The following is a 13,232-nucleotide window of genomic DNA, read 5'->3' as shown; positions in this document are numbered from 1 at the left end:
CCCACGCAGTGATCCGAGAGCGACTGTTGGAAAAGTCGTTTTGCCACGACCTATCTTCACAGAATAATGATACGTCCGCATGGTGCGGTTCTGCCCATAAGAATGGGAATAGTTGAGATACTAACGGAGCTTTCCAGAGCCGTCTGTCTGCTTAGAAATTACAAGCAAGGGGGAATTGATATGGAGAAAAAACTAATACGATATAGTATGCAGATTGCCATGTTGAACCAACTTCTTGCCCGTAAAATGATTTCTGAAAAGGAATATGCTTTAGTAAAATCAAAACTTATGCAAGATTATAAAATTGTTTCAGATATAACCGCTTGAATTGTATATTTGAGTATTATATAATAACACTACAAAAGGAATACAAAAAGCAAATATAAAAGGAGTGGTTCTGTGAAAGAAGTAGAAATAATCAAAGCAAGGAATGATTTGCAAACTCGTACAAGAGGAAAAAAGATTGAACTTATGCGTGTTGGTGCATATTGCAGGGTTAGTACAGATAGTGCAGACCAGCTAAACAGTTATAAGTCGCAGGTAGCCTATTATACAGACATGATTAAGAAGAATAAAGAGTGGGTACTTGCGGACATATATGCTGATGAAGCAATCACAGGTACACAAGTGGCTAAAAGAGAAGATTTCCAACGTATGATAAATGATTGCATGAATGGAGAAATTGATATGGTTATTACAAAATCTATTTCCAGATTTGCAAGAAATACGCTAGATACTTTAAAATATGTTCGTATGTTAAAGGAACGCAATATAGCAGTATATTTTGAAGATGAGAAAATCAATACTTTAACTATGGACGGAGAATTGCTTTTAGTGGTACTTAGTTCTGTGGCACAGCAGGAAGTTGAAAATATATCTGCTAATGTAAAAAAGGGTTTGAAAATGAAAATGAAACGGGGAGAGCTGGTTGGTTTTCAAGGTTGTCTTGGATATGATTATCACAAAGATACAAAAACAATTACCGTGAATGAAGAAGAAGCAGAAATTGTACGTTATATTTTCAATCGGTATATTGAGGGTGCTGGTGGTTCTGTTATTGCACATGAACTTGAAAACTTGGGATATAAAACAAAGTATGGAAGTTCTACATGGGTACAATCAACAGTTATTGGCATTATTAAGAATGAGAAATATAAAGGCGATTTATTGTTAGGAAAAACTTTTACAGTAGACCCGATTTCAAAGCGGAGATTGGAGAATTTCGGAGAAGAAGATAAATTCTATATTCGCAATCATCACGAACCGATTATTAGCGAAGAAGTTTTTGAAAAAGCACAAGAAATTCTTGCCAGAAGAAATGTTAATAGAGGAAAGATTGGAGAGGGTAACACAAAGAGAGAAAAATATAGCAGGAAATATGCTTTCAGTTGTATGCTGGAATGTGGTTTCTGTGGTGGCACTTTAACAAGGCGTAATTGGCACAGCAGTTCACAGTACAGCAAAGTTATATGGCAATGTGTAACGGCTACGAAGAAAGGCAAAAAATTCTGTAAGCATAGCAAAGGTATTCCAGAAACAGCTATTGAAGAAGCATTTGTAGAAAGTTATCGTTTGTTATGTGATGATAATAAAGATGTTCTGGAAGAATTTTTGCAGAGAATGGACGATACGCTTAGTAGTAGTGCGGTGTCGAAACAACTTGCAAAAGCAGAAAAAGAGATAGACGCATTAGAGAAGAAAAAGAGTAAACTTGTGGATATGCGTCTGGAAGAAATTATTGATAAGGAAACCTACGAAAGCAAATATGCTGACTTAGTAAGTAAACAAGAACAGCTTGTTGAAGAAAGACAGAAATTACAAGAAACTTCTGATAATGAAAAAGATATAAAAAAACGTCTGAAAGAGTTTAAGAAAACTTTGGAACAGAATGAGGTTCTTGACAAATTTGACCGCTATGTGTTTGAAAGCATTGTTGAAAAAGTAATTGTAGGTGGACTTGATGAAAACGGAAATGTTGACCCTGCACAGTTGATTTTTGTTTATAAAACGGGCTTGAAGAATAGTGTAGATGGTGCTAAATTTAAACCACAAAGAAAAAATGCAAGAGGACGACATAGGACTGACGAATTGTGTTCACATGACAGCAACGAGGTTGATAAAATGTGTTCCGATAGTAGTAACGACACATGTGGAGACTGTATGTTTGCTGTCAAGAAAATAAAATTAAGTGCTGAAAAGTAGCGCATTTCCGGGCTTTTTTGAGATTAGTAGGTAGCTTATGAAAGTCCGTATTTCTTATATTGAAAGATATCTACTGTAAAAACGGTCAGAGGGTTTAGGCTGTGTATTAGATGTCGTGGGTTGTGGCACTAGGATAGATGTTATCTAGGGTGCAAACTCCATTTGAGTGAGTGATATAGATGTTGTCTAATCCGGCAACTCGACTGTTGGCTATATAGCAGGCAGTGGATTAGATGTTATGGAAGGAGAAGGCTTTATGGCTGAAACAAAAGCGAAGTATCATCATCTGATTCCAAGAACTTATCTATCAGCTTGGGAACATGGTAATGGTACTTTATACATTCGATACCTAGAGAATAAAGGAGATGTAGTAGAACGTAATAAAGATAATGTTGCTGGTATAACAAACTATCATTCAATAGTAGCAGGAATGCCCATTGTGACTAAAGAAGATGCTGATGTGATATTTGCTTGTTTAGATGGCTTAGAAGTTCATTATGGCGATACGATTATTTCGGATAATCTCGAACTGAATAAGATTTATTATGACTTTGAAAATTGGACGGTCTATAGAAAGGATGGTTTTGTTGTAAGCAAGAAGAGATTAAAGTCGGAAATAGATAAAGTTAAGATACGAGACATAGAGGCATTATGGTCTTCAAAATATGAGGATGCATGGGGTACCATTCGTTCAGAGCTTGAAGAAGCAATAATGAATTCTCCAGATGGAATTATTCCAGATACTAATAAGGAGTATTTGATGAAATTCTATACAGCATTAGATTGGAGAAGTATAAAATCAAATATTCAGTTTAATGTTGCTTGGGAGTGGCTTTGTAAAGAAGTTCTTCGTTTAGATGAAATAGATATTCCAGAAGAAGAACGTGAATTACCTATGCTTGACAATGCGGCAGAAGAAATGAAGCATAATTTGTTATTGAAATTTTATCGTCAGTACTTAAATGATTCTGGAGTAATCTTTACTCATGCAATGGCAAATCTTGCAAATACATCATTTCATTTTCTTGTAGCAGATGGCTCTGAAACATTTTACACCAGTGATAATCCTGTTTTTATATTTAGAAGACGAGATGGTAAATTACAAGGCGTATTACCTCTAACCCCTAGGATTTTAATGGCACAGGGCAGAGATTCTGACCACGAAACCAATTTCTATATTAGTCATATTACGGATGAAGCGGTAAAGAGATATAATGCGGAAATTGAAAAAAATGCTTCAAGTTTCATTGTTCAATTGAATAACTAAAAACAACCCTCTCAACCATCATGGCTGGGAGGGTTTCATGCGTCTATGCTTATCTTTCTACGTCAATCTTGAGTCCAAATTTTAATTCAACTGAGCAGTTGATGTTCTTACAAAAAAGCGAGTATCTAACAACGGCATTGTTCCGCAATACTATGTTGAGAACAACCACGAAGCAATCATACCAAGACAGCTGTTCATGCAGGTGCAGGAAGAACTCTTTCGCAGGGCACACCTTAAAACAGAAGGTGGAAAAACCAAGAGAGTCTACAGTAGCAAGTAATGCATTATCGAGTATTGTCTATTGTGGCAAATGCGAAGATATTTTCAGAAGAGTGGCATGGAAGGCCAGGGGTGCATCATACAACAAATGGAGATGTGCCAGCAGAATTGAAAAGGGTCCAAAGAAAGGATGCGATGTCGATGCCATCAGTGAAACAGAGATTCAGAATGCAGTGGTAAGAGCTATTAATAAAACTCTTGGTGGACGAGAGCGGTTCCTGGTACAGCTACAACACAATATTGAAGATGTACTGAATGGGGACTCCACAGCAACTCTTGAGTACATCGACCAAAGGATGGCAGAACTTCAGGAAAAGCTTGTAATGTGCGTGAACAAGAATGCTGAGTACGATGTTATTGTAAATGAGATTGATGCTTTAAGGGAAAAGAAGGCAGCAGTTGTAACCAAGGATGCCGAGCAGGAAATGTTAAAAAAGCGAATCGAAGAGATGTGACAGTTCCTGCAGACACAGTCAAGCCGAGTGACTGAATACGATGAACAGGTGGTAAGAAGACTCATTGAGAAGATTACAGTCTTTGATAACAAGCTTATCTTTGAATTTAAGTCTGGAATGACGCTTGAGCTAAAGAGATAATCGTAGAAATAACAAGATACGGACACCTTGCAGCGATGCAGGGTGTTTTTTTTGTTCATAGAAAATTTTAAATTTATTACTACATTTTTTATTGTATTACTACATTTGTTGTGTTAATATAATGCTACAAGGAGGAGTTGCTCATGGATACTTATAGCGTAAAAGAAATAGCTGATATGCTTGATACAAATCCAGAAACCGTGAGAAGATGGATTCGCTCAGGTAAGCTTGAAGCAATTCAGAAATCAAGAAAAGGTGGAAATGTAGTTACAAAAGCAATGTTGGATGCCTTTCTTAAGACCTCTCCAAAGTATGCTAGTATTGCAACTGGGTTATTAGCATCACCAGTTGGATTAACAACAACTACTGCTGCGATTGTAGGAGGAATTCTTGCTCAACAGCTTATAAAGAATGATGAAATAAAAAATGCTCATGTAAATACATCAGAAATACGTAAGCTATTATTATCCAATATAAAATCTTCTAAAGAAAACATTGCAAGAAAAAAGAAGAGTATTAGGCATCTTCAAGAAGAAATTGCAGAAGAACAGTTACGTATTACTGAAGCAGAAAAACTTATAAAAGGGCTTGATGAAAAGATTCGAGGTCAAGAGGAGGAATAGTATGGCGCAGAATTGGGATTATGCAGAATTATCAAAAGCAGCAAAAGTAGCTGGAGGACCAGAGAAGTATGTGGAAATGCTTGAATTAACAAGCAAAGATGCTGGGAAAATGGAGATGCTCCCTTGGATTGGAGCTGCTGCTGTAGGGGCTTCGTTGGTGACTGTGGCTGCCATTAAGGTTGTTGACTACTTTAAAGCCAAAAAGAAGAAAAACGAAATCGAAATTGCAAAAGCAAAGGAAGAGATTATAAATGGTATTAAAGAATACGATGCTATGCATCCAGATGAAGAAGGAGGTGCCAAAGATGAGTGAAAGATTTCCAGAAATCGATTGGTATTGTGACCGTTGTAATGCTTATTTGAACGACCAGCCGGGTTTTGATGATCATCACTATGTTTGGAAGTGTACAGAGTGTGGCCACAAAAATAGTATTTCCTCTGATGATATTTACGAATCAGAAGAAGATTTTAGAAACTTTAATAAGTAATTGAGGGAGATAAATATATGACTAGAGAAGAATTAAAAGAACAAATTGATGAGCTTATGCAACAGTATGCTAATGAAGAAATTGATGGGGATACATATGCACAAAAAATGATGGAGTTAACCACATCTGCTCAAAATGATGATTAACGATAGACCATATCTTCTAAAATGGATTGAAAAACAGAAGAGATAATTTATGAGGTGTGCTTATGGAGTTGTTACTAAACAACATTTTAAATCTTACGGAAGAAGAGATTGATAATAGTAAAATTGAATTTAATATGCAAGCCGGAAGTGGTGGTCAGCTTTTTCTTGATAGATGGTTAAAGCATACGGACGAAGAAAAAGGAACTGGAACATGTAAGGACTGCTCTTACTGGGGATGGTATAGGAAACAGAGGAATTTCTATCCTAGACAATGGGTTTTTAGTTTCGCAAGAATGCCGGAAGATGAGTGATTGCTTATTTCGGCTGCACAGATAATAGATACTCCAGCCGATGATTGGGCTGATGTTCAAGTGCTTGATAGATTTGTTTCATTATTCGGAAGGCTCATCATCAAATGCAAAAAAGGAAATACCTTCTCAAGATATGTATTTAATTTGCGTAAGTACCTCGACCAAGCTATTGTGAAGGAAATTCTGCCTTGTATTTATAGTGGTGAGAAATTTGAAGGCTATGATAGAGTGCATTTGCCATTTCATAGATTGTTAGACATATTTAATGGTAGAATATTACCTACATATTATGAGGCGTTAAAGAAGATAACTGGAGTATATTGCTTGACCGATACCCATACTGGAAAATTATATATCGGATCTGCTACAGGAGAAGAAGGAGTTGCTCAAAGATGGGGTAATTATCTGGATTCAAAACATGGTGGCAATAAGAAACTTATAGCACTGTACGAGCAAAAAGGTGAGGAGTATTTCGAGAAGTATTTTACATATACCTTGTTAGAATATTTTGGTCTTTCATATGATCCAATAAAGATTCTAGAAAGAGAGCAATATTGGAAAAGATGCTTTGATACCATCAAGAATGGATATAATGATAATTAGTGAAGAGGTAGTACTGAACGGAAAGAAAAGATGTGTATAATTTTGTCGTGAAGTGGAACGAGAAATTTCGTGATCCTGACATTGATTATATACAGTTGGTTGATCACTACTTGGCAGATGATTGTTCAGCACTTAAATTTGAGATGGATTGTGGCCATGCTTTTGAAGAAAAATTCGAAAAAGCTGTATATGATGCAAGAGCCTTAGATACCATCATTGAAAATGTAAATGATATTTCTTTGCTTGGATCGGCTATATATTCCAGATGGAGATATTTCAATCATTGGGCATACGATGTAGCAAAGATACTTTCTATGCCCAACAGGAGCTGGTTCATTATTGCTCTTAATAGACTGGTTGAATTATGTAAAGATGAACAAGAAAAATAAGAGAATCAGTATATTGTCATGTTCGATAAATATGGCAATATCAAGGTTTTAGATGGCTCGACATACCGATTTTCAAGGGGAAATGACTGTTCCACGATTGCCATATACAGTAGAGAGATTATAGGTTACTCGTTGAACAACCGAGCCATGTGGAGACGGTTGTTCTTTTGTCCCAACTGAAACAAAAGCCGGATGATTACATTAATGTCACGATTGAACTTGATGATATGGATATAACATCTACAGAGACTAAGGCTACATATGATGAGATAAAGAAGTATGTGGCTGAACATAATGCCGGCATGAAGGTTTCCAATCTGTATATCTCACAGGTAAAGAGAAAATGCGGAATTGAGGTTGGAAAGAATTATAATTTACCTAAAAATGAAGATAGCGGGCAACCGCAGTGTCCAGAAGATAAAGAGAGTGCAATTGTGGAGGCATTGAAGCATTTTAAGATGAATAGTTAATAAAGGGAGGTGCAGATGCTATGCCAGGTATACTCGTGGTTGAAGATGATGAAAATTTAAATCGTGGAATTACATTCTCACTGAAAAAATCCGGATATGAGGTTTTTTCAGCAGAATCAATGAAAAAAGCGAAAAGAATTGCAAGTGATCATAATGTGGATGTTACCATTTGTGATGTGAATCTTCCGGATGGGAATGGACTGGAATTTGTAAGGTGGATGAGATGCAATTATAATACATACATTATTTGTCTTACAGCACTAGATCAGGAGATGGATCAGGTCATGGGATATGAAGCAGGGGCAGATGATTATATTACAAAGCCGTTTAGTCTTTCGGTACTTCTTTTGAAAATAGAAGCATATTTCCGCCGCAGACAGGAGAAAACGGAAGCCGAAAAGATGATTTCGGGAGATATCGTATTTATCGCAGGAGAAATGAAAGTCCTGATAAAGAGTCGTGAAATCAGTCTGACAAAAACGGAGTTGAAAATGCTGACTTTTTTTCTTCAGAATCCGAAACAGATTCTTTCAAAAACACAAATATTGGAAAATGTGTTTGATCTGGAAGGGGATTTTGTGGATGAAAATACAATCGCTGTCAATATCAGAAGACTCCGTAAGAAAATTGAAGACAATCCGGCTGCACCGGTCTATATAAAGAATATCAGGGGTCTTGGGTATATATGGAATCAGGAGGTAAGGCAGTGATAAAGAGATATCGCAAGAAGATCACAGTAGTGCTCTCTGTGGTATTGCCTGTCATAATATTGTTTGCAATATTAAATTGCTTTACCATGTATGTGTTTTATGAAGATTATAAATATAAAATGAATCTTATGACAGAGATTGCTGCAAAGGAAGAATTTTCCGGGCTGGATGCTGTTTCGGAATTGCTTAAGGATAAGGATATTGAAACTAACGAACAGGGAAGGCGATTATTGGAGCAATATGGATACTGGGGAAATAAAGGGAATGCATTTTATTCGCAATTCTGGCATCAGGTTATGGTGACCGGTGCTGTAAGCACTGTGATATGCGTGCTTCTTTTTACTTTTTTACTTTATTGGAAGAAAAAAGAAGATGTGTGTCATCAGAAAATTTTAGATCAGTTGGAAGAAATTCTGATTAGATTCCGTGAAAATAAATTTGATGATTTACTGAAAACGGAAAATCACACAGAACTGGAAAATTTGAATGATCAACTTGAAGCAATCGGACATCATATTCAGTTGCTAAAGGAAGAAGCACGGGAAGAAAAAGAGAGCACGAAAGAAATGGTTTCTGATATTTCTCACCAGTTAAAGACACCGGTTGCAGCTTTAGATATATGCTTTAGTGTGCTGATGCAGAATGACTTAAGTGCCACAGAACAGGAGGAGTTTCGTGTCCGTTGTCGGAGTGCTCTGGATGGCCTGGAGACATTATTGCAGTCGCTTCTTGAAATATCCAAGATGGAAACTGGACTGATTCAGATGAATAAGAAAAAACTTCCGCTTATGGATACTGTCATATCTGCTGTGAACCGTACTTATCCCAAAGCAGATGAGAAAGAGATAGAATTCGTTTTTGACTATGAAAAAGAGTTGGAAACATGCACGATTATGCAGGATAAAAGGTGGCTTGGTGAAGCTGTGATCAACGTTCTGGATAATGCAGTCAAGTACAGTCCGTGTGGTTCAAAAATATTTATTCGGTTGCAAAAAAGAAACAATCTTGTAAGAATAGAAATTGAGGATCAGGGAATTGGTATTCCGCAGAATGAGTATCACAAAATTTTTCAACGATTTTACAGAGGAAGTTCCAGGGAGGTCATGGAAAAGAGTGGTACAGGAATCGGACTTTTTCTATCGAGAGAAATTATCGAAAAACACGCAGGTACGATCACGGTAACCTCCGGCAAAAAGAAAAAAGGAAGCATGTTTGTGATTCAATTACCATATGTTGGTTAAATTTTAAGTGAGCAGAAGTCTTACAATTCTGTAAGACTTCTGCTCGTTTTTTGAAAGTGAAATGAAAGATTGTCCTGATACAATTTGGATGTAGGATGAAAAGGAGGCAAAACACATGAGTGTGATATTAGAAACCAAGCAGCTTTGTAAGTTTTATGGCGCAGGTGAGAATCAGGTCAAAGCGGTCAATCAGGTGGACATTCAGATTAAGCGGGGAGAATTTGTTGCAATTGTTGGAAAGTCAGGTTCTGGTAAAAGCACATTACTTCATATGCTTGGAGGGCTAGACACCCCGACAAAAGGCAGTGTTACTTTAGCAGGAAAAGATTTATACAGGATGAAGGAAGATGCCCTTGCTGTTTTCCGCAGAAGAAAAATCGGATTTGTTTTTCAGGCATTTAATCTGGTTTCATCTGTTAATGTCTGGGAAAATATTGTACTGCCACTGGGGCTGGATGGAAGAAAAGTGGATGAAGCGTATGTAAATGATATTATTGCAACTTTGGGGATTGAAAACCGGATTTATAATCTGCCAAATCAGTTATCCGGAGGACAGCAGCAGAGAGTAGCAATTGCAAGAGCACTGGTGAATCGTCCGGAAATTATATTTGCAGATGAGCCGACCGGAAATCTTGATTCTAAGACCAGTGATGAGGTAATCGCTCTGCTTAAGATGACAGCAAAAAAATATGGACAGACAATTGTAATGATTACCCATGATGACGAAATTGCACAGGTCGCTGACCGTATTCTGGTGATTGAGGACGGACAGGTGGTGGATTTCAGATGAAGACAATAAGCAGGATTGCATATAGAAATGACAAAAAGAACAGGACAAGAAGTATACTGATCATGATAGCAATCTGTCTGACCACGATGCTGCTTGTGATTATCAGTACTGTGGGAAATGGAATGATCCGTTTGCAGAAAAGTCAGGCGGCAAGCTCATATGGAAGCAATTATGGTCTGTTTGTTTCCGCAGACGGATCGCAGTTAAAAGAAGTAAACCGCCGTGCGGAAATAGATGCTACAGGCACTATGTGCACCGAAGGTATCATAAAAGGCAATGAAAAAGGCGGGTTTGTCTGCATGGATGAGACTGCAAGAAAAATGCTTCCTTATAATAAAGAATATGAGTTGAAGGAAGGAAAGTATCCGGAAAAAATGCAGGAAATTGCCGCAGGAAGAGCATTTTTTCGTGCAATGGGGTATGGTGATGTAAAGATCGGAGATACGGTTACACTGGATTACCGCGCAGGGATGCAGTCAGAATATAAGCCGGAAGAATTTGTTGTCAGCGGAATCCTATATGATCGGGATGAGTATACCATCGAGGCATCTTATGTTGCTTTCGGGTCACAGGAGTTTTATGATGAGCACGTCGCAGAGAATGACAGACAGTATAATATTTATTTTACTTTAAATGATTCTGCAAATGTATCTATGAATAATATTGATTCGGTTATAAAGCAGATTGCAGCAGCTTGTGGGATCGAAGAAAAAAACGTTATAGTCAATGATCTCTATTTGCAATGGGTCTTGCAGCCGAGTTATGAAATGATTGCGGTATGTGGAATTCTGATTCTTGCAATTGTACTTTTCTCTGTTGTGGTCATTTATAATATTTTTCAGGTCGGTATTGCCAACAAGATACAGGAGTATGGAAAAATTAAGGCTCTGGGAGCGACAAAAAAGCAGATGAAACAACTGATCTTCAGAGAGGGCATTTTTTTGACATTTTTTTCAATACCAGTTGGATTGCTTTTTGGCTTTCTGATTGCAAAATGCGGTTTTAACTGGCTGGTAGAACAGGGAAACTTTGTATCAACCGGAACTGGCTCTATAGGAGTCCAAAATCAGCAGGTGCCACTATATTCTCTGCCTATTATGTTTCTATGTATTTTCGTATCATTTCTTACCGTTGCTTTGGCACTGCGTAAACCAATGAAAATTGTTTCACGGATTTCACCTATCGAAGCAACACGGTATTTAGAAAATACAAAAACACAAAAAAAGGGAAAGCGAATTGGCAGAAAAAATGTCACTGTGTTTTCTATGGCAATGGCAAATGTGACGGGTAATCCAAAAAGAACCATTGGTACCATCCTCACAATGGGGCTTTCTTGCACATTGTTTGTGATTATCTCTAATTATGTGGGAAATATTGACACGGAGCATGAAGCACGTCTTTCCGTTAATCATGGACAATTCGAACTGCAGCTTGACTATTCTGCTGAGTATGATGAAAGATATCCGGAGAATAATCTGGATACGATTCTGACGGACAATCCATTGAATGATTCGCTGATTGAAGAAATCAAAAGCATTCCGGGAGTGACAGATGTCATGACGAGAGAGATTGTCTCTGTAAATCTGAACGGAACGAGATTTCCGGCTACTATTGTGAGTAAAAAGGATTTTGATTTTATGCGCCAAGACGGGGATATTGGCTCTATGGACTATGAACAGGCGGTAAAGAATGGTGATATTTTCTTTGGCTGGTCGACGTGGATGGAACAAGATGGATATGCTCCGGGAGAATCCATTGCATTTGACTTTGAGAATGGAAGTGGAACCTATACCTATCAGGGAAAGATTGCAGGATCCTTTGTAAGTGCGGACACTTATCTTGTCATTCCAGAAGGTGTATACCGTTCCATGAATCTGAGAGGAACAGCCTATGGCTATCTGTGGGTGGACTGTGATAAAAAAGATGTAGCATCTGTGGAACAGAGTCTGAATATTTTGATTTCTAATGCTTCGCATATAAAAATGGATACCTATCATGCACAGTTACAATCTGCAGAATTAGCAGCTCGCATGATGAAGCTTGGCTGTTATCTGTTTATGGCGGTTGTAGGACTCATCGGTTTTATGAATATGGCAAACACCATGATCATGAATATTACGACAAAAAAGCAGGAATATGGTGTATTACAGGCTGTGGGTATGACAAATAAACAATTAAATTTATGCCTGCAGTTACAGGGACTGATTTTTACGGTTGGCACCATATGCGTAGCTTTAATCATTGGTCTGCCGCTCGGCTATGCACTTTTTTCCTATACAAAACATAATGGAATATTTGGAATGAATATCTATCATGTTCCAATTACACCAATTCTTGCTATGATTTTGCTGGTCGGTCTGTTGCAGATTGTGCTTTCCCTCGTTTTAAGCAGTAATCTGAAAAAGGAAACGCTGGTTGAAAGAATAAGGTATGATGGATAGCAAGTAATATGTAATGAACTAGGTCTTAACGAAGAGGAGAAATAGATAACTTCCATTTTGTATGTATGATAAATCTAAACAGTATTTTAGCAACATTTCCTGAGTGGGGGCAGAAAGTGCCCCCACTTTCACTATTAGGGGCGAAAAGCGCCACCATATATCATAAATGATGGGTTCAAGGGAAAAATCCCTTGCTAGAACACCATTTGGATGGAGTTTTCTGTATATGGAAAAAAGTATGGGATGCTGGCAGAAGGAGATGAAGGAAAGCTGATCTTTTAGGACAGTCGTTATCTGAAATTCGAGAGGACAATTTATAATAAGAAGTGAACTTCTAGTTTTTCGAACTCAAAAATTTAATATGAAATGAAAAGGTAGAGTGTATAGAGAAATCTATATGCTCTATTTTTTTTGCCCATTTCTAGAAAAAAGTAATAAAAAAACTATTGGCATTTTGTTACTGGAGTTTGAAAACTATCACAATCAGATAAATCAAAGCAAGTTGAAACGCAAGTGTGCTCGTGATTTCATTGAAAGTCTATTAGGTGTTAGGCTTAAAAAATAGTTTTATAAAAATAGGGAGATGTGTTTTGGAACAGGAGGTAAGAGCTATCCTTGATAGATAAGGACAATGCGAAGAAATGGGTTGCTAAAGGGGGATTATCCGAACTTATAA

General features: G+C 37.4%; 17 protein-coding genes. All 17 read left to right on the top strand.

The genetic code is table 11. The annotated features are described in order from the left end of the window. Nucleotides 1-180: 180 nt before the first annotated feature. The 17 genes from LJD34_RS09415 to LJD34_RS09345 all read left to right on the top strand — a co-directional run bounded on the left by LJD34_RS09415 (nucleotide 181) and on the right by LJD34_RS09345 (nucleotide 12,556). Nucleotides 181-327, top strand: coding sequence for an SHOCT domain-containing protein (locus tag LJD34_RS09415; protein WP_005339673.1), 147 nt, complete (start codon nucleotides 181-183; stop codon nucleotides 325-327). Nucleotides 328-399: 72 nt separating this feature from the next. After that, the gene (locus LJD34_RS09410) at nucleotides 400-2,202 is read left to right on the top strand and encodes a recombinase family protein (RefSeq protein ID WP_227359734.1); all 1,803 of its coding nucleotides are present in this window, start codon (nucleotides 400-402) and stop codon (nucleotides 2,200-2,202) included. Between the two features lie 256 nt (nucleotides 2,203-2,458). Then, nucleotides 2,459-3,469 (top strand): DUF4238 domain-containing protein, encoded by a 1,011-nt coding sequence (locus LJD34_RS09405; protein ID WP_227359733.1) that lies wholly within the window; start codon nucleotides 2,459-2,461, stop codon nucleotides 3,467-3,469. Between the two features lie 136 nt (nucleotides 3,470-3,605). Next, the gene (locus tag LJD34_RS16810; RefSeq protein ID WP_412301354.1) at nucleotides 3,606-3,749 is read left to right on the top strand and encodes a hypothetical protein; all 144 of its coding nucleotides are present in this window, start codon (nucleotides 3,606-3,608) and stop codon (nucleotides 3,747-3,749) included. Further along, on the top strand, nucleotides 3,715-4,203 hold the full coding sequence (locus tag LJD34_RS09400; protein ID WP_412301355.1) for a zinc ribbon domain-containing protein: 489 nt from the start codon (nucleotides 3,715-3,717) through the stop codon (nucleotides 4,201-4,203). Before LJD34_RS16810 ends, LJD34_RS09400 begins: the two co-directional genes overlap by 35 nt. 284 nt (nucleotides 4,204-4,487) lie before the next feature. After that, nucleotides 4,488-4,967 carry a helix-turn-helix domain-containing protein gene (locus LJD34_RS09395; RefSeq protein ID WP_227359731.1) on the top strand — a complete coding sequence of 160 codons (480 nt, stop codon included), beginning with the start codon at nucleotides 4,488-4,490 and terminating at the stop codon, nucleotides 4,965-4,967. 1 nt (nucleotide 4,968) lies between these two features. After that, on the top strand, nucleotides 4,969-5,280 hold the full coding sequence (locus tag LJD34_RS09390) for a hypothetical protein (protein ID WP_227359730.1): 312 nt from the start codon (nucleotides 4,969-4,971) through the stop codon (nucleotides 5,278-5,280). Further along, entirely contained in the window at nucleotides 5,273-5,455 is a 183-nt protein-coding gene (locus LJD34_RS09385) for a Sec23/Sec24 zinc finger-containing protein (protein ID WP_227359729.1), read from the top strand. Before LJD34_RS09390 ends, LJD34_RS09385 begins: the two co-directional genes overlap by 8 nt. Nucleotides 5,456-5,472: 17 nt before the next feature. Beyond that, entirely contained in the window at nucleotides 5,473-5,601 is a 129-nt protein-coding gene (locus LJD34_RS16440; RefSeq protein WP_264474807.1) for a hypothetical protein, read from the top strand. Between the two features lie 62 nt (nucleotides 5,602-5,663). Then, nucleotides 5,664-5,912: a hypothetical protein gene (locus LJD34_RS09380; protein WP_227359728.1), complete on the top strand. Its 249-nt coding sequence runs from the start codon at nucleotides 5,664-5,666 to the stop codon at nucleotides 5,910-5,912. Beyond that, the gene (locus tag LJD34_RS09375) at nucleotides 5,913-6,515 is read left to right on the top strand and encodes a GIY-YIG nuclease family protein (protein WP_227359727.1); all 603 of its coding nucleotides are present in this window, start codon (nucleotides 5,913-5,915) and stop codon (nucleotides 6,513-6,515) included. It abuts the gene before it with no gap. A gap of 32 nt (nucleotides 6,516-6,547) precedes the next feature. After that, complete coding sequence (locus LJD34_RS09370) at nucleotides 6,548-6,904, top strand: hypothetical protein (protein ID WP_227359726.1); 357 nt, start codon at nucleotides 6,548-6,550, stop codon at nucleotides 6,902-6,904. Between the two features lie 167 nt (nucleotides 6,905-7,071). Continuing rightward, nucleotides 7,072-7,374: a 23S rRNA methyltransferase gene (locus LJD34_RS09365; protein WP_227359725.1), complete on the top strand. Its 303-nt coding sequence runs from the start codon at nucleotides 7,072-7,074 to the stop codon at nucleotides 7,372-7,374. A 20-nt stretch (nucleotides 7,375-7,394) separates the two neighbouring features. Continuing rightward, nucleotides 7,395-8,084: a response regulator transcription factor gene (locus LJD34_RS09360; RefSeq protein WP_107028965.1), complete on the top strand. Its 690-nt coding sequence runs from the start codon at nucleotides 7,395-7,397 to the stop codon at nucleotides 8,082-8,084. After that, on the top strand, nucleotides 8,081-9,325 hold the full coding sequence (locus LJD34_RS16615) for a sensor histidine kinase (protein WP_227359724.1): 1,245 nt from the start codon (nucleotides 8,081-8,083) through the stop codon (nucleotides 9,323-9,325). The genes LJD34_RS09360 and LJD34_RS16615 overlap by 4 nt, the downstream gene beginning before the upstream one ends. Nucleotides 9,326-9,440: 115 nt before the next feature. Beyond that, entirely contained in the window at nucleotides 9,441-10,115 is a 675-nt protein-coding gene (locus tag LJD34_RS09350; protein WP_227359723.1) for an ABC transporter ATP-binding protein, read from the top strand. After that, a complete protein-coding gene (locus LJD34_RS09345) occupies nucleotides 10,112-12,556 on the top strand; it encodes an ABC transporter permease (protein WP_227359722.1) in 2,445 nt (814 codons plus the stop codon). Before LJD34_RS09350 ends, LJD34_RS09345 begins: the two co-directional genes overlap by 4 nt. Nucleotides 12,557-13,232 lie beyond the last annotated feature (676 nt).

It is taken from the genome of Faecalibacillus sp. MSK20_93, from assembly GCF_020589945.1.
GTDB lineage: Bacteria > Bacillota_I > Bacilli_A > Erysipelotrichales > Coprobacillaceae > Faecalibacillus > Faecalibacillus intestinalis.
The sequence above is the reverse complement of the archived record's forward strand: the minus strand, read 5'-3'. Positions and strand labels throughout refer to the sequence as shown.